At 60.4% G+C, this 21,930-nt stretch carries 28 protein-coding genes and 1 pseudogene; 13 read left to right on the top strand and 16 right to left on the bottom strand.

The features are described from left to right. Position 1: 1 nt before the first annotated feature. Genes lpxA through K0F85_RS16875 form a run of 5 tightly spaced genes read left to right on the top strand, consistent with a single transcriptional unit; the run spans position 2 to position 4,640 of the window. Complete coding sequence (gene lpxA / locus K0F85_RS16895; RefSeq protein ID WP_219117141.1) at positions 2 to 793, top strand: acyl-ACP--UDP-N-acetylglucosamine O-acyltransferase; 792 nt, start codon at positions 2 to 4, stop codon at positions 791 to 793. Further along, the gene (lpxB, locus tag K0F85_RS16890; RefSeq protein ID WP_219117140.1) at positions 777 to 1,961 is read left to right on the top strand and encodes a lipid-A-disaccharide synthase; all 1,185 of its coding nucleotides are present in this window, start codon (positions 777 to 779) and stop codon (positions 1,959 to 1,961) included. The genes lpxA and lpxB overlap by 17 nt, the downstream gene beginning before the upstream one ends. A gap of 44 nt (positions 1,962 to 2,005) precedes the next feature. Next, on the top strand, positions 2,006 to 2,644 hold the full coding sequence (gene rnhB / locus K0F85_RS16885; protein WP_219117139.1) for a ribonuclease HII: 639 nt from the start codon (positions 2,006 to 2,008) through the stop codon (positions 2,642 to 2,644). Then, positions 2,641 to 3,426, top strand: a complete 786-nt coding sequence (locus K0F85_RS16880) for an RNA methyltransferase (RefSeq protein WP_219117138.1) — start codon at positions 2,641 to 2,643, stop codon at positions 3,424 to 3,426. Before rnhB ends, K0F85_RS16880 begins: the two co-directional genes overlap by 4 nt. An 11-nt stretch (positions 3,427 to 3,437) precedes the next feature. After that, a complete protein-coding gene (locus K0F85_RS16875) occupies positions 3,438 to 4,640 on the top strand; it encodes an aminotransferase class V-fold PLP-dependent enzyme (protein WP_219117137.1) in 1,203 nt (400 codons plus the stop codon). A 34-nt stretch (positions 4,641 to 4,674) separates the two neighbouring features. Here the strand turns inward: K0F85_RS16875 and K0F85_RS16870 are convergent, their stop codons facing one another. After that, positions 4,675 to 5,523 (bottom strand): pyruvate, water dikinase regulatory protein, encoded by an 849-nt coding sequence (locus tag K0F85_RS16870; protein ID WP_034784135.1) that lies wholly within the window; start codon positions 5,521 to 5,523, stop codon positions 4,675 to 4,677. A gap of 152 nt (positions 5,524 to 5,675) precedes the next feature. On the opposite strand from K0F85_RS16870, the gene ppsA reads away from it, so the two are divergent. From ppsA to K0F85_RS16840, 6 genes are all read left to right on the top strand, one after another. Beyond that, positions 5,676 to 8,108, top strand: coding sequence for a phosphoenolpyruvate synthase (gene ppsA / locus K0F85_RS16865; protein WP_219117136.1), 2,433 nt, complete (start codon positions 5,676 to 5,678; stop codon positions 8,106 to 8,108). A gap of 146 nt (positions 8,109 to 8,254) precedes the next feature. Beyond that, a complete protein-coding gene (locus K0F85_RS16860; protein WP_034752224.1) occupies positions 8,255 to 8,752 on the top strand; it encodes a Dps family protein in 498 nt (165 codons plus the stop codon). A 176-nt stretch (positions 8,753 to 8,928) separates the two neighbouring features. After that, positions 8,929 to 9,345 (top strand): NfeD family protein, encoded by a 417-nt coding sequence (locus tag K0F85_RS16855; protein WP_219117262.1) that lies wholly within the window; start codon positions 8,929 to 8,931, stop codon positions 9,343 to 9,345. Between the two features lie 15 nt (positions 9,346 to 9,360). Then, the gene (locus tag K0F85_RS16850; protein WP_219117135.1) at positions 9,361 to 10,305 is read left to right on the top strand and encodes an SPFH domain-containing protein; all 945 of its coding nucleotides are present in this window, start codon (positions 9,361 to 9,363) and stop codon (positions 10,303 to 10,305) included. Positions 10,306 to 10,438: 133 nt separating this feature from the next. Beyond that, positions 10,439 to 10,579 carry a hypothetical protein gene (locus K0F85_RS16845; RefSeq protein ID WP_219117134.1) on the top strand — a complete coding sequence of 47 codons (141 nt, stop codon included), beginning with the start codon at positions 10,439 to 10,441 and terminating at the stop codon, positions 10,577 to 10,579. 335 nt (positions 10,580 to 10,914) lie between these two features. Then, the gene (locus K0F85_RS16840) at positions 10,915 to 11,223 is read left to right on the top strand and encodes an H-NS family nucleoid-associated regulatory protein (protein WP_010397665.1); all 309 of its coding nucleotides are present in this window, start codon (positions 10,915 to 10,917) and stop codon (positions 11,221 to 11,223) included. Positions 11,224 to 11,521: 298 nt separating this feature from the next. Here the strand turns inward: K0F85_RS16840 and smpB are convergent, their stop codons facing one another. Then, on the bottom strand, positions 11,522 to 11,971 hold the full coding sequence (gene smpB, locus K0F85_RS16835) for an SsrA-binding protein SmpB (RefSeq protein ID WP_034752217.1): 450 nt from the start codon (positions 11,969 to 11,971) through the stop codon (positions 11,522 to 11,524). Between the two features lie 92 nt (positions 11,972 to 12,063). On the opposite strand from smpB, the gene K0F85_RS16830 reads away from it, so the two are divergent. Then, a complete protein-coding gene (locus K0F85_RS16830) occupies positions 12,064 to 12,495 on the top strand; it encodes a type II toxin-antitoxin system RatA family toxin (protein ID WP_219117133.1) in 432 nt (143 codons plus the stop codon). Continuing rightward, positions 12,488 to 12,784, top strand: a complete 297-nt coding sequence (locus tag K0F85_RS16825; RefSeq protein WP_219117132.1) for an RnfH family protein — start codon at positions 12,488 to 12,490, stop codon at positions 12,782 to 12,784. Before K0F85_RS16830 ends, K0F85_RS16825 begins: the two co-directional genes overlap by 8 nt. A gap of 186 nt (positions 12,785 to 12,970) precedes the next feature. Here the strand turns inward: K0F85_RS16825 and K0F85_RS16820 are convergent, their stop codons facing one another. From K0F85_RS16820 to K0F85_RS29125, 14 genes and pseudogenes are all read right to left on the bottom strand, one after another. Next, positions 12,971 to 14,080 carry an Arm DNA-binding domain-containing protein gene (locus tag K0F85_RS16820; RefSeq protein ID WP_257572837.1) on the bottom strand — a complete coding sequence of 370 codons (1,110 nt, stop codon included), beginning with the start codon at positions 14,078 to 14,080 and terminating at the stop codon, positions 12,971 to 12,973. Between the two features lie 5 nt (positions 14,081 to 14,085). Next, positions 14,086 to 14,388, bottom strand: coding sequence for a hypothetical protein (locus K0F85_RS16815; protein ID WP_205412557.1), 303 nt, complete (start codon positions 14,386 to 14,388; stop codon positions 14,086 to 14,088). A 154-nt stretch (positions 14,389 to 14,542) separates the two neighbouring features. After that, positions 14,543 to 14,812: a hypothetical protein gene (locus tag K0F85_RS16810; protein WP_219117130.1), complete on the bottom strand. Its 270-nt coding sequence runs from the start codon at positions 14,810 to 14,812 to the stop codon at positions 14,543 to 14,545. Then, positions 14,809 to 15,459, bottom strand: a complete 651-nt coding sequence (locus K0F85_RS16805; RefSeq protein WP_219117129.1) for a hypothetical protein — start codon at positions 15,457 to 15,459, stop codon at positions 14,809 to 14,811. The genes K0F85_RS16810 and K0F85_RS16805 overlap by 4 nt, the downstream gene beginning before the upstream one ends. Further along, positions 15,456 to 15,773 (bottom strand): hypothetical protein, encoded by a 318-nt coding sequence (locus K0F85_RS16800; RefSeq protein WP_219117128.1) that lies wholly within the window; start codon positions 15,771 to 15,773, stop codon positions 15,456 to 15,458. Before K0F85_RS16800 ends, K0F85_RS16805 begins: the two co-directional genes overlap by 4 nt. Then, a complete protein-coding gene (locus tag K0F85_RS28855) occupies positions 15,770 to 15,994 on the bottom strand; it encodes a DNA translocase FtsK (RefSeq protein WP_306985199.1) in 225 nt (74 codons plus the stop codon). The genes K0F85_RS16800 and K0F85_RS28855 overlap by 4 nt, the downstream gene beginning before the upstream one ends. 108 nt (positions 15,995 to 16,102) lie before the next feature. Next, positions 16,103 to 16,990 (bottom strand): annotated as a pseudogene (locus K0F85_RS16795) (recombination-associated protein RdgC); the annotation flags it as partial. A 3-nt stretch (positions 16,991 to 16,993) separates the two neighbouring features. Continuing rightward, positions 16,994 to 17,539 (bottom strand): hypothetical protein, encoded by a 546-nt coding sequence (locus K0F85_RS16790; protein WP_219117126.1) that lies wholly within the window; start codon positions 17,537 to 17,539, stop codon positions 16,994 to 16,996. A 10-nt stretch (positions 17,540 to 17,549) separates the two neighbouring features. Then, positions 17,550 to 18,014 carry a DUF1367 family protein gene (locus tag K0F85_RS16785; RefSeq protein WP_219117125.1) on the bottom strand — a complete coding sequence of 155 codons (465 nt, stop codon included), beginning with the start codon at positions 18,012 to 18,014 and terminating at the stop codon, positions 17,550 to 17,552. Between the two features lie 28 nt (positions 18,015 to 18,042). Then, positions 18,043 to 18,291, bottom strand: a complete 249-nt coding sequence (locus K0F85_RS16780; protein ID WP_219117124.1) for a hypothetical protein — start codon at positions 18,289 to 18,291, stop codon at positions 18,043 to 18,045. After that, positions 18,288 to 19,040, bottom strand: a complete 753-nt coding sequence (locus tag K0F85_RS16775; RefSeq protein WP_219117123.1) for a KTSC domain-containing protein — start codon at positions 19,038 to 19,040, stop codon at positions 18,288 to 18,290. Before K0F85_RS16775 ends, K0F85_RS16780 begins: the two co-directional genes overlap by 4 nt. Before the next feature lie 27 nt (positions 19,041 to 19,067). Then, a complete protein-coding gene (locus tag K0F85_RS16770; protein WP_219117122.1) occupies positions 19,068 to 20,429 on the bottom strand; it encodes a hypothetical protein in 1,362 nt (453 codons plus the stop codon). Then, the gene (locus K0F85_RS16765) at positions 20,426 to 21,196 is read right to left on the bottom strand and encodes a lambda exonuclease family protein (protein ID WP_219117121.1); all 771 of its coding nucleotides are present in this window, start codon (positions 21,194 to 21,196) and stop codon (positions 20,426 to 20,428) included. The genes K0F85_RS16770 and K0F85_RS16765 overlap by 4 nt, the downstream gene beginning before the upstream one ends. Further along, a partial coding sequence (locus K0F85_RS29125; protein ID WP_306985129.1) for a recombinase RecT occupies positions 21,193 to 21,930 on the bottom strand: 738 nt, incomplete at its 5' end. The genes K0F85_RS16765 and K0F85_RS29125, both read right to left, overlap by 4 nt.

Below are 21,930 nucleotides of genomic sequence, written 5' to 3'. Positions count from 1 at the left end.
GATGGCGGCCATCCACTCTACGGCAGTCATCGATCCGAAGGCCGAGCTCGACAGCTCGGTCGAGGTGGGTCCGTACACCATCATCGGTCCGCACGTGCGCATCGGCGCCGGCACCAAGGTCGGGCCGCACGTGGTCATCGACGGCCATACGACGATCGGCAGCGACAACCACCTGTTCCAGTTTTCCTCCATCGGCGCGCAGCCGCAGGATAAAAAATGGGCGGGCGAGGCAACGCGCCTTGAAATCGGCGACCGCAACACCATCCGCGAATTTTGCACCTTCAACACGGGCACCGTGCAGGGTGGCGGCGTGACGCGCCTGGGCAATGACAACTGGATCTCGGCGTATGTGCACCTGGCGCACGACTGCCTGGTGGGCAACAATACTATCTTTTCGAACAATGCCCAACTGGCGGGTCACGTGGAGATCGGCGACTGGGTCATCATGAGCGGTTTCGCCAATGTGCACCAGTTCTGCAAGATCGGCGCGCACGCCTTTGTCGGCATGAGCACCAGCCTGACGCAGGATGTGCCGCCGTTCGTTCTCTTGAACGGCAATCCGGCGCAGGCGCATGGCGTGAATATCGAGGGCTTGAAACGTCGCGGTTTTACGCGCGAGCAGATCAACGGTATCCGCAGTGCGTATAAGCTCATCTACCGCTCCGGACTGACCCTTGAAGACGCCAAGGCGGCCCTGTTCGAAGAAGAAGCGGCAGCCTCGCCCGAGGTGGCGCAACACATTCGCGCCATGCGCGAATTCCTTGGCGTGGCCTCGCGTGGCATCGTCCGCTGACCTGGCCGGCGGCCTGTCGGTCGCCAATGTCGCCATCGTCGCCGGCGAGGTGTCGGGCGACTTGCTGGCCAGCCGGCTGCTGTCCGGTCTCGCGCCGCAGTTGCCCGGCACCCGCTTCCACGGCATCGGCGGCGAGCACATGGTCAAACAGGGCTTTGTTTCCGACTGGCCGCTCGACAAGCTGACCGTGCGCGGGCTGTTCGAGATCATTCCCCGCTACCGCGAGATCAAGGGCATCCAGAATGCGCTGCGCGACCAGTTGCTGGCGGAGCGTCCCGCCGTCTTCATTGGCGCCGACTATCCCGGTTTTAACCTGGGACTGGAGCAGCAGCTGAAGGAGGGCGGCATCCCTACCGTACACTACATCGGGCCGCAGATATGGGCCTGGCGCGGTGGCCGCATCAAGAAAATCATCAAGGCTGTCTCGCACATGCTGGTGATCTTTCCGTTCGAGGAAGAGATTTACCGCAAGGCGGGCGTGCCCGTCACCTATGTCGGGCATCCGCTGGCCGAAATGATTCCCCTGCAGCCTGACGAAGCGGCTGCGCGCAGCCGTCTGGGCTTGCCCGACGATGCGAATGTCGTGACCCTGATGCCGGGCAGCCGCATGGGCGAACTCAAATACAATACGGTGGCGTTTGTCAATGCCTGCAAGCTGCTGCTGGCGCGCGACCGCTCCTTGCGTTTCGTCGCGCCCATGGCTGGTGAAAAACAGCGCCAGTATTTCCTGCAACTGATCCGCGAAGCGGGCTTGCAGGACGTCGAGATACTGCTCACCGATGGTGATTCGCACACGGCCATCTGCGCCGCCGATGCGGTGCTGGTGGCGTCCGGCACGGCGTCGCTGGAAGTGGCGCTGTACAAGAAGCCCATGGTCATCGCCTACAAGATGATGCGTGCCTCGTGGGAAATCATGCGCCACATGGGCTATCAGCCGTGGATTGGTTTGCCCAACATCCTGGCGCGCGACTATCTGGTGCCCGAGCTGCTGCAAAATGCGGCCAGCCCGCAGGCATTGGCCGACGCCATGTGGCAGCAGCTGAGCGACGTGCCGGGCCGCCTGCGCCTGGTGCAGCGCTTCACGGACATGCACCACAGCCTGCTGCGCGACAGCGCGCGCGAGAGCGCCAGCGCCGTCATGCAAGTCATCGCCGCCAACCGTAAGTAAGTCCCGATCACCGCTACAACCGCAATACCAACCAAAGATTCAACGTGAAAAATATCTATCCCGGCCTGTTTGACGACTTGCCATTCTCGCTCGATGAAATCATCTGTGGCGTCGACGAGGCAGGCCGCGGTCCGCTGGCCGGCCCCGTGTTCGCCGCCGCCGTCATCCTCGACCCGCAGCAGCCTATCGACGGCTTGCGCGATTCGAAAAAACTCAGCGAATCCAGGCGCGACCTGCTGGCGTCGCAAATCAAGGCCAAGGCCCTGGCCTGGGCCATCGCCGAAGCGTCGGAAGAGGAAATCGACCGCCTGAACATTTTGCAGGCGTCGATGCTGGCCATGCGCCGCGCCGTCGAGGCTTTGGCGACCGTGCCGACCCTGGCCCTGATCGACGGCAATCGCTGCCCAGTGATGGCGATACGCGGCATGGCCATCATCGGTGGCGACGACAAGGTCGATTCGATTTCCGCCGCTTCTATCCTGGCCAAGACGGCCCGCGATGCGGCCCTGGTGCACCTGCATGCGGCTTATCCAGAGTACTGTTTCGACCAGCACAAGGGCTATGGCACCAAATTGCACCTGGAGCGCTTGCACCTGCACGGCGCCTCGCCCGTGCACCGCCGCTCGTTCGCGCCTGTACGCAACGTGATCGCCCTGTTTGGCGGACAAGAGGTGGTGGCATGAAGACGATAACCTCGCGCGACAATGCGCAATACAAGGAGCTGCTGAAGCTCGCGGGCAGTTCGCAGGCGCGCCGCAAGTCGGGCCGCACCTTGCTCGACGGCGTGCACCTGTGCCAGTCCTACCTGCAGCTGCGCGGCATGCCGGAGCAGTGCATCGTCAGCGAAAGCGCCTTGCAGAACGGCGAAGTGGCCGACATCGTCGGCCAGCTGGAAAGCCAGCGCGCACATGTACTGGGCTTGCCCGACGCACTGTACAACGCTGTCAGCCAGGTCGAGCACGGCGTGGGCGTGATGTTCCTCATCGAGACGCCGGAACGGGCCGTAACAAGCCCCCTGAGCGTGTCGGCCGTGCTGCTCGATAACCTGCAAGATCCGGGCAACGTGGGTTCTATCCTGCGCAGCGCGGCCGCCGCCGGCATCACGCAGGTGTACTGCAGCGCCGGCACGGCGTTCTGCTGGTCGCCGAAGGTGCTGCGCGCGGCCATGGGCGCGCACTTCGTGCTCGACATTTTTGAAAACGTCGACCTGGCGGCCCTCGTGTCGAACGCCAAGGTGGCGACACTGGCCACCAGCGGCTACGCTACCCAGCGCCTGTACGACGTCGATCTGCGCCAGCCCGTCGCCTGGCTGTTCGGCCATGAGGGGCAGGGCGTGGCCGACGACCTGCTGTCGATGGCGACGCACCAGGTGGTCATTCCCCACCTGGGCCAGATCGAATCGCTGAACGTGGCCGCCTGCGCCGCCGTCTGCTTCTTCGAGCAGCTGCGCCAGGCCCAGGCCTGAACAGGGTCACCATGTCTTTCCCTGTGCTTGCCGACGGCGCCGCACGTGACGAGGCCTGGTGGCGCCAGGTCGCCGCATGTTATCCCGCGCCGCCGGACGCCATCGTCAATCTCGAGCATGGCTATTTCGGCGCCATGGCCGCGCCTGTGCAAGCGGCCTTCGAACAGGCCGTGCGCTACACCAACGAGCAGCTGAGCCCGTTCGTGCGCGGCGAGTTCACGCAACGGCACGTCGATATTGTGCGCCAGCGCATCGCTGCGATGATCCATGCCGAGCCGCAGGAGATCCTGCTGACCCGCAGCGGCACCGAGGCGATGCAGGTGCTGATCACGCAATACCACGGCCTGGCGCCTGGCGATACCGTGCTGTGGAGTAATCTCGACTATCCGGCCATGCGTACGGCCATGCGCTGGCTGGCGCAGCGCCGTGGCGTCACCAGCACGCAAGTCACATTGCGCTTGCCCATCAGCGATGACGAGATCGTCGCCGCTTACGCACAAGCCATACGCCAGGCAGTGAAGCCCAAATTGCTGCTGCTGTCCCAGGTGACGCCCGCCAACGGCCAGCAACTGCCGGTACAGGAAATCATGGCGCTGGCGCGCGAACACGGCATCGACGTGCTGCTCGACAGCGCCCATGCGCTGGGGCAAGTCGACGTTGACGTGCAGGCCATGGGCGTCGACTTCGCGGGTTTCAATCTGCACAAATGGCTGGGCGCTCCGGCGGGACTGGGTGTCGTGTATATCCGCGCAGCGCAGCTGCACAAGATTGAGCCGCATTTTGGCGACGAGGATTATCCGCTTGACGATATCCGCAGCCGCCTGCACATGGGCATGCCGCCGATCGGCGCCATCCTTGCCGCGCCCGCCGCGTTTGACTTTCATGAGCGCCTGGGCGGCACGCCAGCCAAGACCGAACGCCTGGCCTGGCTGCGCAATTACTGGGTCAATCGCGCCGCGCAGCTGCCCGGCGTGCGCCTGCTGTCGCCGCTGGACGCGGTGCGCGGCACGGCGCTGGTCGCGTTTGCCATCGATGGCATGGATGCACGCGCACTGCAGCAGGCCTTGCTGCAGCGCTTTGGCCTCTTTACCGTGCAGCGCAATATCGGCGATACCGATATCGTGCGCGCCACGGTGGCCATCACGACGCAGACCAGCGAACTCGATCAACTGGTCGCCGCGCTGACAGTGCTGTCCGGCGAGGCGAACGCCTGACAAAACCGACGCGCAGCAGGTTTGCTCAAGCGTGCTAGTACTCGCGGCGGTTCGGCTTGATCTCTTGCAGTATCGTCGTGGAGATCTCTTCGATCGACTTGGTGGTCGAGGAGAGCCAGCGGATGCCCTCGCGTTTCATCATTTTTTCTGCCTCGTTGACCTCGTAGCGGCAATTTTCTATGGCCGCATACTTGCTTCCTGCGCGTCTTTCGTTGCGTATTTCCGACAAACGTTCGGGCGTAATGCTTAATCCGAAAATTTTATTCTTAAATTCCAGCAGGGCGGAAGGCAGCTTGTCGCGCTCGAAATCGTCGGGAATCAGCGGATAATTGGCCGCCTTGATACCGTATTGCATGGCCAGATACAGGCTGGTCGGGGTCTTGCCAGAGCGCGAAACACCCACCAGAATGACATCGGCCGAGGACAGGTTCTTGTGCGACTGACCATCGTCGTGCGCCAGCGAATAGTTGATCGCCTCAATGCGGTTTTTGTACTCCTCGCTGTCGACGATGTTGTGCGAGCGGCCGATGGTATGAGTCGACATCACGCCCAGTTCCTGCTCCAGCGGGGCGACAAAGGTCTGGATGAGGTCCATGTGCATGCCGCTGGACTTGCGGATCACGGCCGACAGGTCGTTCTTCACCAGGGTGGAGAAAATGATCGGACGCTGGCCGTCGGTGGCGAAGGCTTCGTTGATCTTGCGCGCCGCCTCGTAGGCCTTGTCCATGGTATCGATGAAGGGCAGGCGGATCTGGCGGAAGCGCAGATCGAACTGCGTCAGCACCGAGTGGCCGAACGTCTCGGCGGTGATGCCGGTGCCGTCGGAAACGAAGAAGACGGTGCGGGCCGCGGAGGGCAGAGGGGGGCGTGGATCTTGTGTCATGGGTTTTCGGATCAAGATTGTGCGTCGTCAATTTGCGCCGCACAAGGTAAAATGGCTGCAACGGTATGATTGTGCTGCACGACGCCAAGAATAACAAGAAGACTGTCTGTGCGCCGCGCGTAAAGATTTCTATCATCAGTAAGGGTGTCATTATGACCAACGCAGTATCGCAACAGCAGGAAGACAAGGACGCGGTGTATGTTGCCTCGTTCGAGCATTTGCGCATGACGGATGTTGAATCCGTCGGCGGCAAGAACGCCTCCCTGGGCGAAATGATCAGCCAACTGGCGGAAGCCGGCGTGCGCGTGCCCGGTGGCTTTGCCACCACGGCACAGGCATTCCGCGATTTCCTGTCGTACAGCGCGAACGGCGGCTTGCCGCTGGCCGAACGCATCGCCCAGCGCCTCGAAGGGCTGAACATCGATGACGTGCGCTCGCTGGCGCAAGCCGGTGCCGAGATCCGTCAATGGATCGTGGAAACGCCATTCCAGCCTCGCCTGGCCGCTGAAATCGACCAGTTCTACGCCAAACTGGTGGCTGATTCCGATACCGAAATGTCGTTCGCCGTGCGTTCCTCGGCCACGGCGGAAGACTTGCCGGACGCGTCTTTTGCTGGTCAGCAAGAAACCTTCCTGAACGTGGTCGGCATCGACAACGTGCTCGACGCCATGAAACAGGTGTTCGCCTCGCTGTACAACGACCGCGCCATCTCGTACCGCGTGCACAAGGGTTTTACGCACGCTGAAGTGGCCTTGTCGGCTGGCGTGCAGCGCATGGTGCGCTCCGACCTGGGCGCCGCTGGCGTGATGTTCACCATCGACACGGAATCGGGCTTCAAGGACGTGGTCTTCGTCACCTCCAGCTATGGTCTGGGCGAGACCGTGGTCCAGGGCGCCGTCAACCCTGACGAATTCTATGTGCACAAGCCGATGCTGGAAAAAGGCAAGTCGCCTGTGATCCGCCGCAATATCGGCTCGAAGCTGCTGAAGATGGAATTCACGAACGAAGCGAAAGCCGGCCGTTCCGTGAAAACCGTCGACGTGCCTGTCGAAATGCGCAACCGTTACTCGCTGAACGACAGCGAAGTGGTGGAACTGGCAAAGTACGCCGTCATCATCGAGAACCACTACGGCCGTCCTATGGACATCGAGTGGGGCAAGGATGGCCGCGACGGCAAGCTGTACATCCTGCAGGCGCGTCCTGAAACCGTCAAGTCGCAGCAAAAGGCGACCGACGTGCAAGAGCGCTTCAAGCTGAAAAGCACGGGTACCGTGCTGACGTCCGGCCGCGCCATCGGCCAGAAGATCGGCGCCGGCCCTGTGCGCGTGATACATGACCCGGCCGACATGGAAAGAGTGCAGCCAGGCGACGTGCTCGTTGCCGACATGACGGACCCGAACTGGGAGCCGGTCATGAAGCGCGCCTCGGCCATCGTCACCAACCGTGGCGGTCGTACTTGCCACGCTGCAATTATTGCGCGTGAACTGGGCGTGCCTGCCGTCGTCGGCTGCGGCAATGCCACCGACGTGCTGAAAGACGGCACTTTTGTCACCGTCGTCTGTTCCGAAGGCGACGAAGGCAAGATCTACGATGGCTTGCTGGAAACGGAAGTGTCGGAAGTGTCGCGCGGCGAATTGCCTCAGCTCGACACCAAGATCATGCTCAACGTGGGCAATCCGCAGCTGGCGTTCGACTTCCAATCCGTGCCGAACGCCGGTGTGGGCCTGGCGCGCCTGGAATTCATCATCAATAACAATATCGGTGTGCACCCGCGCGCGATCCTGGAATACCCGAACATCGACGCCGACCTGAAAAAGGCCGTGGAATCGGTGGCGCGTGGCCACGCTTCGCCGAAAGCGTTTTACATCGACAAGCTGGCCGAAGGCATCGCCACCATCGCCGCCGCTTTCTGGCCGAAAAAAGTCATCGTGCGCCTGTCCGACTTCAAGTCGAACGAGTACAAGAAGCTGATCGGCGGTTCGCGCTACGAGCCGGACGAGGAAAACCCGATGCTGGGCTTCCGCGGCGCCGCGCGCTACCTGTCGGCCGACTTCTCCGAAGCGTTCAACATGGAATGCGAAGCCATGAAGCGCGTGCGCAATGACATGGGCCTGACAAACGTTGAAATCATGGTGCCATTCGTGCGTACCCTGGGCCAGGCCGAGAAAGTCATCGACCTGCTGGCGAAAAATGGCTTGAAGCGCGGCGAGAACGATTTGCGCGTCATCATGATGTGCGAAGTGCCGTCGAACGCCATCCTGGCCGACCAGTTCCTCGACCATTTCGACGGCTTCTCGATCGGTTCGAACGACCTGACCCAGCTGACCCTGGGCCTGGACCGCGATTCCGGCATGGAATTGCTGGCGGCCGACTTCGACGAGCGCGATCCCGCCGTGAAAGCCCTGCTGTCGCTGGCCATCAAGGCTTGCCTGGCGCGCAGCAAGTACATCGGCATCTGCGGCCAGGGTCCTTCGGATCACCCTGACTTCGCCGTCTGGCTGATGGAGCAGGGCATCGAATCGATGTCTCTGAATCCCGACTCGGTGATCGATACCTGGCAAAAGCTTGCTGCGCTGAAAGCGTAAGCATTTTTCTTGCCCTCTGAAAACCCGCTGCCGCTCACCTGGCAGCGGGTTTTTTTACGCCTGCCACGCGGCGCACGACAGTATTCGATGGGCTTGCGTCAGATCAGCTAAAATGATTCCACCAATACATTGAAACGGGAGTTCTCATGGCAAGCAAGAAACCGAGCAAAGTGGCAAAGATCGATATCGGCATTTCCGAGGCGGACCGCGCGAAAATTGCGGAAGGCCTGTCCGGCCTGCTGGCCGACAGCTATACCTTGTACTTGATGACCCACAATTTCCACTGGAACGTCAAGGGGCCGATGTTCAACACCCTGCACCTGATGTTCATGACGCAATACACGGAGCAGTGGGCCGCGCTGGACCTGATCGCCGAGCGCATTCGCGCCCTCGGTTATCCGGCGCCGGGCACCTACAAGGAATTCGTCAAGCTCGCTTCGATCAAGGAAATTGACGGCGTGCCACCAGCCCTGGACATGGTCAGCCACCTGGTGTCGGCGCAAGAGGCGACCGCTCGCACGGCGCGCCGCTTGTTCCCGCTGCTGGAAAAAGCCAATGACCAGCCCACGGCCGACCTGATCACGCAGCGCCTCGATTTGCACGAGAAAACGGCATGGATGTTGCGCAGCCTGCTGGAGGAATAGTCCCTTTTCGCCGGCCATTATTCGCCCGCGGCTATTGACGCCATCAGGAATTGCGTTAGACTGCTTGTATATAGGTGTTTGGCAAGAAAAATATCAGGCAGTACTGTGCATTAAACCCCGCCGCTTATATAGGCTGCGGGGTTTTTTATTTTCGGATTCACAAGGATGGAGGCATCATGGCTGAATGGGCAGGCTGGTTTGTGGCCGCAGGCGCGGTATTGATACTGGAATTGTTTACTGGCACGTTTTATTTGCTGATGATTGCCATTGGCATCAGTGCCGGAGGATTGGTGGCGCTGGCGGGCGGCAATGGCGGCTGGCAAGCCCTGACGGCTGCCATTGTCGGCGTGGTCGCCACGCTGTTATTGCGGCGCAGCCGTTTTGGCAAGGCGGCACGGCGCGACGTGGCCCAGGATCCGAATGTGAACCTGGATATCGGCCAAAGCGTGGCGGTCACGCATTGGGTCGATGGCGCGGCGCGCGTCATGTATCGCGGCGCACTGTGGGATGTGGAGCTGATTCCCGGCAGCGATACGCAAGCCGGACATTACACCATACGTGCCGTGCGTGGCAGCCGTTTGATTGTTGGATAACCTGGAGAATAGATTATGGAAGTAAGCATCGGAAACATGTCGCTGATATTGTTATTGCTGGCATTGGTATTTGTCTTCAAGACGGTCAATGTGGTGCCGCAGCAGCATGCCTGGGTGGTGGAGCGCCTGGGCAAGTTCCACGCGGTATTGGGGCCTGGACTGAATATTGTCGTGCCTTTCGTTGACCGCATCGCGTACAAGCACGTGCTCAAGGAAATTCCACTCGACGTGCCGCCACAGGTATGTATTACGCGTGACAATACGCAATTGCAGGTCGATGGCATTCTGTATTTCCAGATTACCGACGCCATGCGTGCTTCGTACGGCTCGTCGAATTATATTGCCGCCATTACGCAACTGGCACAAACGACCCTGCGTTCGGTGATCGGGAAGATGGAACTCGACAAGACATTTGAAGAACGTGACCATATTAATACGGCCATCGTGAATGCCATTGATGAATCGGCGGCAAATTGGGGTGTCAAGGTATTGCGTTATGAAATCAAGGATTTGACGCCGCCCAAGGAAATTCTGCATGCCATGCAGGCACAGATTACGGCTGAGCGTGAAAAGCGTGCCCTGATTGCCGCCTCGGAAGGGCGCAAGCAAGAGCAGATCAATATTGCCAGCGGTGAGCGTGAAGCGAACATTGCCCGCTCGGAAGGCGAAAAGCAGGCATCGATCAACCGCGCCGAAGGCCAGGCCACGGCCATCGTCGCACTGGCGCAAGCGAGTGCAGAAGCGCTGCGCCAGGTGGGCGCCGCCATCCGCGAACCGGGTGGCGAGGATGCTGTCAACCTGAAAGTAGCCGAGCAGTATGTGGGCGCATTCGCGCAATTGGCGAAAGCGAATAACTCGATTATCGTGCCGGCCAATCTGGGCGATATGAGCGGTTTGATCGCCACTGCGATGCAGGTGGTGAAAACGCAGAAGCCGAAAGGTGGCGTGGCCATTCCCTGATAGCGCGTCTGGCTTGGTGAATAGCAAGCCCATAGCAAGTTTGTCGTGAATACTGCCCGCTGCATAGCGGGCAGTTTGCATTTGCGTCGCCCTGATTATCTCCTGACGGCAAGGAAGGGATATCGGCGGATGAATGAATAACGTTGAAAATATTTTCTTCATGCTATGCTATGCACACTTTCGGAATGATGTGCAGTCATGCGGCGCTTATTTCTTTGATTGGCCTGATATTCGCCGCGCAGGACAAGGGGTGGTGTTTGCGAGTGATGCATGACAGGCGATAGTATCGGACTCCGGCCTGTTTTTAATTGCAATTTATAATTACTATAAATTGCAATGAGACAAAAAGTGCTGCAAAATTAATGCAGCCTATGGCGCTCAATTCAATCACCGCCGCACGAGACAGGGATGGTGGCACGCTGGTCCATGTGCGATGTCCTCCGCCTCCTTGATTGAAGGCCTGTACCGCTTGAAAGCCAGGGAAGTACGGTTTTGGGTAGAAGAATTGTAAAAAACAATCAAATCTCAAGAAAAATCACCTCAGTCGCGTTACAATTGGATAGAATTTAACTGTTCAGTTATATTTTTCAACCTACACAAGGAAATATCATGGATCTGTCCAGCTTATCCCTGTCCGAACTGCGCACCTTGCAGGACGACATCAAGAAGCAAATGAAAAAACGCGAACAGGACGATCTGTCCAAAGCGCGCGAGCAAATCCTGGCAATTGCCCAGAGCGTGGGCGTTTCGGTAAAAGATCTGGTTGGTACGGGTATCCGCGCTAAAACCGGCACGGTTGCAGTTCGCTATCGCAATCCGGATGATGCGACGCAACAATGGACCGGCCGTGGCCGTCAACCGAAATGGGTCAAAGAGTGGACCGATTCGGGCAAGTCGCGTGATCTGCTGAAGGTTTAAAAAAACCGTTCATTCGGATGCTTGTCCTGTGAAGTGACAGGTGTAGTACAAGGCAGCATGCAAGCATCCGGAACTTTCCTGATTTATCGTCTTTGGCCAGGCAGGCAAAGCTGATTCATTCGTTTATCTCCATGGCGTTTTCGCTAATACCAGTCTTATTCCCGTCGTATCGCTTGCTTTTCCTGTTTTCATTGCATCGCACTGTGCTTTTCTGCTTGCCGCAGGTGCCGGCAAAATAAAACCCGGCATATAGCCGGGCTTGATGGTATCGGTGCAGCACGCTGCGCGTCGTGCCGTATCAGCGGCGGTGCGACTTCATGGCCGCCTGCACTTCGCGCGCGCCGTCGCGGTCGCGTTCCGCTGCCCGCTTGTCGTGCTGTTTCTTGCCCTTGGCCAGGCCGATTTCGCATTTCACACGGCCGCCTTTGTAGTGGAGGTTGAGCGGCACCAGCGTATAGCCGGAACGTTCCACCTTGCCGATCAGTTTATCCATTTCCGTGCGGTGCAGCAGCAGCTTGCGCGTGCGTACGGCTTCCGGATGAATATGGGTGGAGGCGGTCGGCAGGGCGCTGATATGCGCGCCGAACAGGAAGAGTTCATCGCCGCGGACGACGACGTAGGCTTCCTTGATTTGTACGCGGGCGTCGCGGATGGCTTTGACTTCCCAGCCTTCCAGCACAATGCCGGCTTCGTAGCGATCCTCGATAAAGTAGTCGTGGAAGGCTTTTCTGTTGTCTGCTATGGTCATGAGATGGTAAATGTGCGCGGGTCGGTTAAACTACTGTCTCGCGCAAGCGCGATAAAATCACTATATCCAACATCATAGCAAATGGTTCTTCAATGGCAGTAGTACATAAATCAGTTTTTCTCGGCTATAGCGCCGAACAAATGTTCGCGCTGGTGGCGGCGGTGGAGGATTATCCCAAATTTCTGCCCTGGTGTGGTGCGGTCGAGATTCGCGAGCGGGACGAGAACACCGTTGTCGCCAGCGTGGGCATACATTACCACGGCGTGCGCCAAAGCTTCACCACGTCCAACGAGAACGTGCCGCCGTCTTCCATCAAGATGAAGCTGGTGGACGGCCCTTTCAAGACCCTCGACGGCGTGTGGACCTTCAAGGCCCTGCGCGAAGATGCGTGCAAGATCGAACTGGACCTGCATTACGAATTTTCCAGCCGTGTGCTCGAGCAGATCATCGGCCCCGTCTTCGGCATGATCGCCAACAGCATGGTCGATTCCTTCTGCAAACGCGCGGAGACGGTGTATGGCTGAGGCCAGCATACATGTGCAAGTCTGTCATGCCTTGCCCGACAGCAGCTTTCTGCGTGCACTGACGGTGCCTGCGGGTACCACCATCGGGCAGGCGCTGACGCTGAGCGGCTTGCTGCAGGAAATCCCGGGCATTGACCTGGCCATCAATATGGTCGGCATCTATGGCAAGAAAAAGCCACTGGAGACGATCTTGCGCGAGCATGACAGGGTGGAAGTGTATCGCCCCTTGCAGGCGGACCCGAAAGAAGCGCGCCGGCGCCGCGCCGGCAGCAAGCCTGCCAAAAGCTGAGGGAAGGGCAGCTGCGTGGGCGCTGCCCGGCGGGTGCCAATTTTTGCTTTTTTCAAATATCTTTTCTATGCTGCAAGGACGGAGGGTGCTTTTTTCTGTATAACTTGCTTTTAGGCACCACAAGCAAGCATACATGCGGGTTCTAGCCATTTCTCCTTTTCCATGGGCGAAACGTGGGCGAAAATACTAAGCAGTCTCAGCCTTAATCCCATCTGTCATTTTGCAATACTGATCAGGCAACACGCCACCTTCCTGCTCCACCCATCGGCCATATGTCCTGGTGATCATGGTCGTATCGGTATGCCCCATTTGCTTTGCCACGTACATCGCGTTGGCTCCCGTCGAGAGTAGCGTCGACGCGAAGGTGTGCCTTGTCTGGTACGGATTCCGGTAGCGGACCCGTGCCTTCTTAATCATTGCCGCCCAGAAGAGGCTCAGGCGCTGCGTGTTGTCCCAGCCCTGGCCGGTGGCCGGATCAAGGAACACCAGGCCGCCAGCAAGGAAGCTATGTTGTTTTTGTGCAACCAGCGCCTCGACGGCACCGCGCCGCAGGTCAACCAGGCGGCGGCCGGCGCGCGTCTTCAGTTCCTCACGCGACTCACCCATAACGCGCGAGCGCTCCACCTTCGCCTTGAACCCGGCCCAGTCGATCGATTCCCAGCGTAGCGCAATGTACTCGCTCGGGCGCATGCCCGTGTAGAAGGCAAACTGGAAGACGTTCCTGGCCTGGCCCTGCGCAGCACCGAGGATGGCCGCAATCTCCTGCGCGGAAAACGGATCCACCTCATATTCCGCCTTGTACGCGTCGCGGTCTAATGTTTTTTGCAATTTCACCCGGTCCAGCGGATTGCTATCGATCAGGTCGTCGTTTATCGCAAGCTCCAGCGCGCCACGCAGGGGGATCAGGATTTGCCGGACCGAGGTGGCTTTCAGTGATAGATCGACAATCCAGGTGCGCAGCGCGGCCGGCGTAAGGTCGGTGAGCAGGGTGTCACCCCATTGCCCCAACAGAATTTTGTCGCGCACTCGCTTATAGCTTTTCAAGGTGCTGGGCGCGAGGATGCGCTCATAGATTTCGAATTGCTGTTTAAGCAGGTCGCCAACGGTTACACCCTTGCCCCGAGGTTGCAAGCCGAACTTCTTCAGTTGCGTCGATTCGGGGAAGTACTTGGCATAGCTGAAATTGCCCAGCGCAATTGCGTTCAGTATCTCGCCGCGCAGGCGCTCGGCGTATTTGATGTTTGCCTTGCTGTGCGCAAGCTTCAGCGTTTCCCTGCACTCAGTTCCCCGGTACATAAATTTTATGCGGATCGATTCGCTTTGGACGCCGGACCGGAGTTCGACGCCTGGCGGGCTGGACTTGTTTGTTCCCATTTTGCTACCCATTCCTCTACTGCCGGCAGGTTGATCCACAGCCGGCCATCCACAATTTTGCATTGATTGCCGTCGAGCCACTTGCCGGCCTTGCGGCGGGCCTGCACGGAATCGACGGAATCGCCTGATATTTCGACGTAACGCTCCAGCTTCACCCAAGTCAGGGGCTGGTGCGCACGCTCGATTGCGGCAACCATCCTGGCCACCACGTCGTGCTCGCTCATGTTCATGGTGCGCTCCAGGTTGCCGGTGTCGCTTCAATGTTCTTTTCCATATTCACCTTTCAGGTTGTCGCGGCCAGGACGCCCGCCAGGGTCGCCGCCACGTAAATCAGGATCAGGGCCGCCGCCACGCGCGCGGCGGATCGGTTTCGGGTTCCGCTGCTCATCGCGTAGCCCGGACGTTGCCAGTGCGGACCCATCGAGCGATGCCCAGCTCGCATGCACTGGTCAGCGCCAGGCCGTTTGCCATCCCGCTATGGGTGGCCAGGCCCTTGCAACCGCAGTAGCAGGCGCGCCGGCGGCCGGGGCGCTTCGGCTTTTTCTCGCTGTAGCGGACGTGATCGTCGGCAGAACCGATCTTGCCCCAGCCGACAGTGCCGCCACGCATCGCGGCCGACAGTGCGCTTTTGCTCAGCTCGTTCAAGTCGGTCATGGGGCTACCCGCTTGAACTCGATCACCCACACTAACGGGTTGACTGCCCAGCTGCCGGCGCCGTTGATGGATTCCCACAGCGCGCCGAACGTCGGCGCAGCGTCCTCAAAGCAGCGATCCATCCGCTTCGCCATTTCGAAGATTGTCATGTCGTCCAGCAAGCCATCGACGGCATCAATACCCTCAGCCCAGCAATCGTCTTCGCTGATATCCTGTAGTTGCTCGAAGTTCACCGACACGATCTCCAGCAGGATGCGACTGGCTGCGCGCGGCATGTGAATACTGGGGCGCCAGCGTGGGCGCTCAGGGTCGCCGACACACTCTTCCACTGGCCAATTGCCAGGTCGATCCGTGCAGCCTAGCTCCAGATCGGCGCGGTACTCGATCTTGCATTCGCTGTGCGGACGCTGGTGCTCGTCGGGTGACACATAGCCAAACGTCTCGCGCACCCATAGGCGGTCGCCGGGATTCCCATGAGGGCAGCTCATCTCGTAGCTGACTTCATCAACTTTCACCACTGGGATTGGCTGGTAATAGGCGCCGCTTGAATGCGTCTTAAACTTCACCACGCGCCGCGTCTGCGTCTTGCTGCCGTCGAGCACGGCGCGCACCATGGCGGCGTTCATGAGGATAGGGCGCTCTTTCATGCTTTTTCTCCAGCGGCCGGCGTGGCCTCAAACATATCGACGGTTTTCGTATCGCGCACCACCAGCGGTGGCAGCACGTCCAGGAATTCACCTATGGTCAGCGCGTTGTCGCGTGGGCAATACGGCAGGCAGTCAACGGTCCAGTCGCCCGGGAGGTCAGCCTCGGCCCGAATTTCCCCATCGGCCACCGCGTCGATGGGCTGGTCTTTGATCTCGCCAAAGTCCGACTTAAAGCGGATTTCGGCTTCGTGCTCGCTGGTGGCCATGATGACGGCCGTCAGTGTGGCGCTGACGGTGTAGAGGCGGCTGATCATGCTGTCGCCCCCGGAGTAGTAAGCACCGTGCGATTGCCGTTCGATGCCATACAGCTCACCACGCCAGCTGCTTCCATCGCCTCCATCAGCCGGGCCGCCTGGTTGTAGCCGATCCGCAGGTGGCGCTGCACCAGCGATATCGACGCTCGCTGCTGGGTGCGTACGACCTCGACGGCCTGGGCGTACAGCGGATCGCTCGCACTGCCGTCGCCGGGCAGCACGGCGCCTGTCGCTTCGCCATTCAGCTGCAGCACCGGGCGCTGCTCGCGCACGGGCTCGTGGCCTTTGGCTGGCCCGGCGTCAACGGCTGGGCGAGCCGCTGGCGCCACGGCGTCCACTTCACCGCCCAGAGCCTCGACCAGGTCGGCCAGCATCTTGGCCAGTTCGCCCGACATCAGCGCGAAGTCGCTGTCGAAGCGCTCGTCGTCGTTGCGCGTGGCGCTTTCCTTGATAATCTCCAGCGGCTTTACTGACTTGATGGCCAGGGACTCGTCCAGCACGAAGCTGATCTTGTCGTTCCAGGTCATGGCCAGGCGCGTGCACTGCTTGCCGGCGGCGATGTGGCGGCGGATATCGTCCGCTTCCAACGTGTGGCGCTTGTACGCCACCTGGGCCTTGCTCTCGCCGGTGGCGCGCATGATCGCGTCCTGGTCGACCGTGAAGCCTGCCGGGGATTCGTCCGCTTGCAGCCATTCCGTCATCGCCCCGACTGGCGAGCGCATGACGCGCAGGCTTTCCAGCGGCAGCTTATCGACGGATTTCAGCAGCAGCTTGATCGCCTCGTCAGCTTTGGCCGGGCTGGCTGCGTCGATCACCAGCCACCCATTTACCGGGTCGATCCACGTGAATGTGTTCGATCGGATGCTGAAAGCCTGCGGCAGTAACTCATCAGCCACGCGCTGCTTCAACTCCTTCATCGCTTTCTTGCCTGGTGCGAAGCCCTGTACCTCTTCGAGTTCGGCAGCCCTGTCCTTGGTCACCTGGTTGATGACCGACGACGGTAATAGTTTCTTTTCCGCGCCCAGCAAGATCAGCATCTGATTGTTGACTACATGCACTAGGCCGCCGTTAGGGCGTGGCGTATCCCAACCCTGGCGCATCAGGTCCATGCTGGTGGCCGGCGTAAATTTGTTCTGGGACAGGGCCTCTTCCAGCTGTTCTGGCGTGTAGGCCCGCGGTGCGGGCAGGCGGTAAATCTGGAGGTTGCGAAAAAACATTTCTCATTCCTTTGCTTGTAATGGTTTGCGATTCAGTTTTTTGCCCATTTTGTGAGCCTCTCGGTGATGTGGGGCGCAGAGCCAAACGACATCGAGCGGCGCGCTGTAATCTGGATGGTGCGCCTGAGCTTTACATTCGCAGTCAGGCATCGCACATTTTGGCCACGGGACCAGTCGCCCTTCCTTTACCGCGTTATTCACAGCATCCCGGGCGCGAAATTTTTCAGGGTGAGCCGCCTGCTCCTTTAATCGACTGGCCTTGTTTGTAGCGATGCGACTTGGCTCGCCGCGACGCTTTCGGTCGATTTCATTCAGCGCGGCGACTCTGTGCGGCAAGGCATTTCGCTGCCGGTCGTATGCCCGTGCCGAATCCAAATTCTTCAGCCTATTTTTGATCGACGCTGCCTTCGTGCATTCTTTGCATTGCGCCATGACGGCGTCTGATGATCTCGACTTTTTATAGAATTCGCGAAGGCTTTTATTTAGCCTGCACTTTGAACAGGGTCGCAACAAGGGTGGAGCGACAGATACAATCGAGTTACCTTGCATTTTCAATCCTTCAGCGGTCGAACCGCAGCAGTTGCTCAACGACCGCATCCAGGTCGTCGCGTGTGTATTTGGTCAAAACGCGCTGCAAGATGACGTTGATCGTCTCGCTATACAGCGCCTCAAACTCGATCTCGTCCATCTGTGCAAAAGAAACACTTTTTGCCTCCAGCCGCACCTCGCCCTTGAGGTTGACCGTCGATTCGAAGAAGCCGGCCAGGATCGCGACGTCTTTGCGGAACCGCTCTTTGTTCTTCGCCACTGGCTGGCCTTGATACGTCAGGCCGCCGCGCGGCTCCCACTGGTCGAAGGCGAAGGACACCAGGGCGAAGTACTTCTTGTGAAACTTGTAATTCCGTACCTTCTTGAAGTCGGCGTGCATCAGCGCGCCAACTTTCATCTTCTGGATGAACTCGGCCGCCGCCTCGTCGTGCGGGACGAGGACGTTTGCCGTTTTCATGAGCACGATTTCTGTCAAGGCGTTGCTCCCGCAGTGCCGCGCGCCGTCATGCTTTTTCCACTTTCGAAGCCGTCACGCGGTCCAGGTCGTAGCAGCCGCTGATGCCATCCAGCCAGATAACGGCGGTGTGGCCGCTGAGCACCTGCGCCTCGCTGGTGGTAACCGTCTCGCGGACCTCGCCGCTGTCCAGCTCAACGCTGACGGCGGCGCCGACCTGGTGCGCAGCGTTGAACTTGTCGCATGCCGCCTGGAGCTTGGCGGTCGCCTGTGCCTGGCGTTCGGCGCGCGTGGTCATGCTGCACCGCCCAGGTCGGCTACGTCGATAACAATGCCGCGGCAATACGGCTCGCCGTCTTCCACGATTTCGAAGGTGGCGTGCGGCACGTCGGTGCGGTAGGTCCAGCTGTAGCCGTCTTCATTGCCCCACAGGGCATCCACGGCGCGCACCTGCGGCGCCCGGGCGAAATAATCCTTGAGTGCATCGTCGTCGTGCTGGATATCCTCGCGGAACGGCAGCAAACCCTTGGCGTCGAGCAGTGCGATGGTCGGCGCGCCGCGCTCGTCGTCCACGAGTCCACGGAACTCCATCAGGTCGTCGCTGGCGCCGAAGATCACGATCAGGCCGGCCGCCTTGGCCTGCATTTCTTCTTCTTTCGCTATTTCTTTGCCGTATTCGCGGCCCGTCAGCAGGCCGGCCAGCAGTTCTTTGCTCAGCTTGACCGGCGCGGCTTCCGCCAGGCTGGCCGGTTTGACGGTCGGCTGCGGCGCTGTGTGGTTGAACGCGGCCTGGTTGACCTTCGAATATGGGAACTGGTCAGCGCATTTCTTGATGCGCTGGATGAAAAACGAGCCATGTGACGCGGCGCCCAGGAATTCGGCGAACAGATCGGCGCTGAAATTCTGGTAGTGGTAGATGTCGCTCTGGCCGGTCGATTTCTTCGGGTGGAACTGGATGGCCAGCAGGCCCAGCTCAGGCGCATGGCCGATGGCTGCAAACTGGCTAGATTCGACCTGGTGCATGACAATTTTAGGGGTGGCGCTCATGGTGATCTCCTGGTGGTTGGCTATGGTTTAAACGGCGTGCGCGGCTTGCACGTCGGCGATGTGGCGGCGCAGGGCGCTGCACATGCCGGGGAAGTCGGCTTCGTGGTAGAGCTTTGCGGCCTTGTCGGTGGCGGCCGGCGCGAAGCCCAGCGTCTCCAAAAAGACGGCGGTAACGGCAAAACCGAGGCGGTCGCTGATCTGGCCCAGACGAAGCGTCGGCGGGCCGGCCGGCGCCGTCTCGCGCACTTCGATGCGCACTGGCTGGCATGCGGTAGGAGTCGCGGCCGCAGCCATATCCGCCAGATCAGTCAAGCGGCCTTGTTCGGCCAGGGCGGCAGCTTGTTGTTCAGCTGCAGCGCGGTCGCACTCAGCCTGGTCGGCGGCTGCATGGCGGTCTGCAGCGGCCTGCGCTTCTGCGGCAACCCGGGCCTGCTCGGCGGCGACACGGTTAGCATCGGCCTGGCGCGCTGCGGCCAGTTCGGCCAGTTGGCGGTCAATCTCTGCTTGGGCAAGACGGTTCTTCTCGGCCTGGGCATCGGCTTCCGCCTTAAGCTGAGCTGCGGCGGCTTCGCGTTCGCGCAGGGCGGCAGCTTCCTGTTCGGCGGCCAGCGCAGCCAGTCGATCCGCCTCAGCCTTCTGCGCCGCGGCGACGCGATCGGCCTGTTCCAGCGCCAGACGCTGACGTTCGGCAGCCGCTTCGCGCAGCTGGGCCAGCTCGGCGCGCTCGGCGGCGATGCGGGCAGCCTCTTCTTCACTTGCTACCGCAGCAGCGCGCAAGCCGGCCAACTTCACCAGCACATCCGCGCGCGCCGTCACGGCCGCATCTTGGAGCTTACCGAACGATTCGTCAGGCAGATCAGCTTCCAGCGCTGCGATCATCTCGGCGATCACAGCGGCCGACTTGCCGACGGTCGCCAGCGGCAGTTCGCGAATATTGACGATGCGCTGGCGTACCTTCTCCTCGCGCTCGGCCTCGGCTTTTTTCAGGTCATCCTTGCGCTTCTCCTCGGCTTTGATGGCCGCGTCGAACTTGGCTTCGTAAGGAATGACTGCGTTTTTCAAATCGGCGTACTTCGAGTCCAGCAACTTGCCGATGGTCAGGATGGGAGCCTTGCGCTCGACGCGCGCCTTCTCGCCGGCCACTCGCACATCGTCGCGGAACGCGGCACGGTACTTGATACAGATTTCCATGCCTGCCGGCGTGCTGGCGTCCGGGGTGATCGTGTCGGCCTCAGCCTTCAAGATGGCGAACATGTCGTTATATGGCCTGAAAACCTCGGCGACGTACGCGACCGGGTCCAGGGTGATCAGCTGGCTGCCGGCAGCAGCCGCGATTGCTTGGACAGTGGTGGCGCCAACTGCTGCGATTTCGTTAGGTTGGTTGTTCATGGTGCTTCCTTCATCCGTAATAGTTTTTCGTTATGGGAAACCAATTTTTCAAACTCGGTCAGTTCTTCGACCATCTGATCGATGTATGCGTCATCGCGCTGGAAGGTGCGCATCCACAAATGCTTGTCGATGATCTCCAGGGCAGGGCAGTACAGGCAGAAGTCCCACCAATTGCGCGCCGTGATCCACATGCAGCCCTGCACCTGATCCATGAACTCGCTGGCGTCGTTCTCGATGTAGATGCGTTGCAGGCGCTCCGGCGAGATCAGGCATTTGTATTCACTGCCGCCTTCGCGGCCGATCAGCCCGTCGGCACTGGCGCCGAACAGTCGGTCGCCGGTCAGCACGAAGCCCGCGCGCTCCACCATGTGACCGCTGGCGATCTCGTGCTCGCGGCGTGCCGCCGGTTCCAACTCGTGGCCGCGCCGCATGGCGTACGTCTCGAAGCTTTCATCCAATGGCTTGCCGCTGATTCGCTCAATGGCCAGGCGGAAGGCATAGGCCTTGGCCGCTTCCGAGAAGTCACCGACCGGCAACCCTTCGATGGCGCGCTGAACGGATTCAGCCTTCGGCGTAGCGCGGTAGCCCGCGATTTCGCGGGCATAGCCTTCGCTGTAGCCCTGCCGGATGGCGTCGACGTAGACCTGTTGCTTCTCGTCCAGGCCGCCGGTGCGCGAGCGTGCGACGACGAACATGCTGGCGGTGATCACGCCGGCGCGCGCCTGATGCCATGAATCGCTGCCTTGTTCGCAGTTGAGGACGATCATTGCGCTGCTCCGGCGGCCTCGGCGCGGGCCTTCAGCTTCGGATATTCGGCGGCGAGGCCATCTTGCGTTGCTGGCGACAGCCGGCCCCAGCTTTCGTTGAAGATGTCCAGACCCTCGTCGGCCAGTGCGCTGAAATCGGCAAGGATCGCCTGCATGTGCTCGGACAGTGGCTTGGCGGCGCCGGCGGCCGGCTCCGCGTCGACGGTGCGCGCCCGGTCGGCGGCCGTGGCGTCAGCCTTCCAGCCGTCGTGATAGGCGGCCAGCGCCTTACGGTTCGGTGCGCCGGCTTTGCTCCAGAACTCCTGATAGGCGGCGACGCCCCGGGCGGCTGCTGCTTTGGCTTCTTGAATCAGGCCTGGCGAGGCTTCGGGCGCCGCCGGCGCACTGGCGACCTGCTCGCCAGTTGGTGTGATGTCGCGCATTTCGCGATTCACTTCTTCCAGCTCGTCGGGGGTATAGACGCCCAAGATCACGTCCGGCGCATACAGGCGGGTCCAGCGCTTCACTGCGAGGTAGGCCAGCTGTTGTTTAGGGTCAGTGGCCCACAGCGGCGAATTGCGTACGCTGGCCTGCACCAGCAGCAGCTCAAGCACGCGCGGCTCGGTTTCACCCTTCAGTGTGCACGACACGCGTACGCCCAGGCCGTCCTCGTCCTGCATGCCGTAGTCCGGCACTCGGAACTGGTATTCCTTCTTGTCGCCTTTGGCGGGCATGGTGATGACCTTCGTCTTGCC

The organism is Janthinobacterium sp. UMAB-56, assembly GCF_900095265.1.
In the GTDB taxonomy this organism is placed as follows: domain Bacteria; phylum Pseudomonadota; class Gammaproteobacteria; order Burkholderiales; family Burkholderiaceae_D; genus Janthinobacterium.
The sequence above is the reverse complement of the archived record's forward strand: the minus strand, read 5'-3'. Positions and strand labels throughout refer to the sequence as shown.

Excerpts from the sequence above, each read along its gene's own strand:
- K0F85_RS16815 (WP_205412557.1), bottom strand. The coding sequence starts at position 14,388 with ATGAACATGAGCGAGCACGACGTGGTGGCCAGGATGGTTGCCGCAATC.
- K0F85_RS16825 (WP_219117132.1), top strand. The coding sequence starts at position 12,488 with ATGGCTGAGGCCAGCATACATGTGCAAGTCTGTCATGCCTTGCCCGAC.
- K0F85_RS16870 (WP_034784135.1), bottom strand. The coding sequence starts at position 5,523 with ATGACACAAGATCCACGCCCCCCTCTGCCCTCCGCGGCCCGCACCGTC.
- lpxA (WP_219117141.1), top strand. The coding sequence starts at position 2 with ATGGCGGCCATCCACTCTACGGCAGTCATCGATCCGAAGGCCGAGCTC.
- K0F85_RS16860 (WP_034752224.1), top strand. The coding sequence starts at position 8,255 with ATGGCAAGCAAGAAACCGAGCAAAGTGGCAAAGATCGATATCGGCATT.
- K0F85_RS16765 (WP_219117121.1), bottom strand. The coding sequence starts at position 21,196 with ATGATCGTCCTCAACTGCGAACAAGGCAGCGATTCATGGCATCAGGCG.
- K0F85_RS16780 (WP_219117124.1), bottom strand. The coding sequence starts at position 18,291 with ATGACCACGCGCGCCGAACGCCAGGCACAGGCGACCGCCAAGCTCCAG.
- K0F85_RS16820 (WP_257572837.1), bottom strand. The coding sequence starts at position 14,080 with ATGTACCGGGGAACTGAGTGCAGGGAAACGCTGAAGCTTGCGCACAGC.
- K0F85_RS16770 (WP_219117122.1), bottom strand. The coding sequence starts at position 20,429 with ATGAACAACCAACCTAACGAAATCGCAGCAGTTGGCGCCACCACTGTC.
- K0F85_RS16775 (WP_219117123.1), bottom strand. The coding sequence starts at position 19,040 with ATGAGCGCCACCCCTAAAATTGTCATGCACCAGGTCGAATCTAGCCAG.
- K0F85_RS16810 (WP_219117130.1), bottom strand. The coding sequence starts at position 14,812 with ATGACCGACTTGAACGAGCTGAGCAAAAGCGCACTGTCGGCCGCGATG.
- K0F85_RS16805 (WP_219117129.1), bottom strand. The coding sequence starts at position 15,459 with ATGAAAGAGCGCCCTATCCTCATGAACGCCGCCATGGTGCGCGCCGTG.
- K0F85_RS16855 (WP_219117262.1), top strand. The coding sequence starts at position 8,929 with ATGGCTGAATGGGCAGGCTGGTTTGTGGCCGCAGGCGCGGTATTGATA.
- smpB (WP_034752217.1), bottom strand. The coding sequence starts at position 11,971 with ATGACCATAGCAGACAACAGAAAAGCCTTCCACGACTACTTTATCGAG.
- K0F85_RS16840 (WP_010397665.1), top strand. The coding sequence starts at position 10,915 with ATGGATCTGTCCAGCTTATCCCTGTCCGAACTGCGCACCTTGCAGGAC.
- K0F85_RS16880 (WP_219117138.1), top strand. The coding sequence starts at position 2,641 with ATGAAGACGATAACCTCGCGCGACAATGCGCAATACAAGGAGCTGCTG.
- ppsA (WP_219117136.1), top strand. The coding sequence starts at position 5,676 with ATGACCAACGCAGTATCGCAACAGCAGGAAGACAAGGACGCGGTGTAT.
- K0F85_RS16875 (WP_219117137.1), top strand. The coding sequence starts at position 3,438 with ATGTCTTTCCCTGTGCTTGCCGACGGCGCCGCACGTGACGAGGCCTGG.
- K0F85_RS16845 (WP_219117134.1), top strand. The coding sequence starts at position 10,439 with ATGAATAACGTTGAAAATATTTTCTTCATGCTATGCTATGCACACTTT.
- K0F85_RS16790 (WP_219117126.1), bottom strand. The coding sequence starts at position 17,539 with ATGCAAGGTAACTCGATTGTATCTGTCGCTCCACCCTTGTTGCGACCC.
- K0F85_RS16850 (WP_219117135.1), top strand. The coding sequence starts at position 9,361 with ATGGAAGTAAGCATCGGAAACATGTCGCTGATATTGTTATTGCTGGCA.
- K0F85_RS16800 (WP_219117128.1), bottom strand. The coding sequence starts at position 15,773 with ATGATCAGCCGCCTCTACACCGTCAGCGCCACACTGACGGCCGTCATC.
- K0F85_RS16830 (WP_219117133.1), top strand. The coding sequence starts at position 12,064 with ATGGCAGTAGTACATAAATCAGTTTTTCTCGGCTATAGCGCCGAACAA.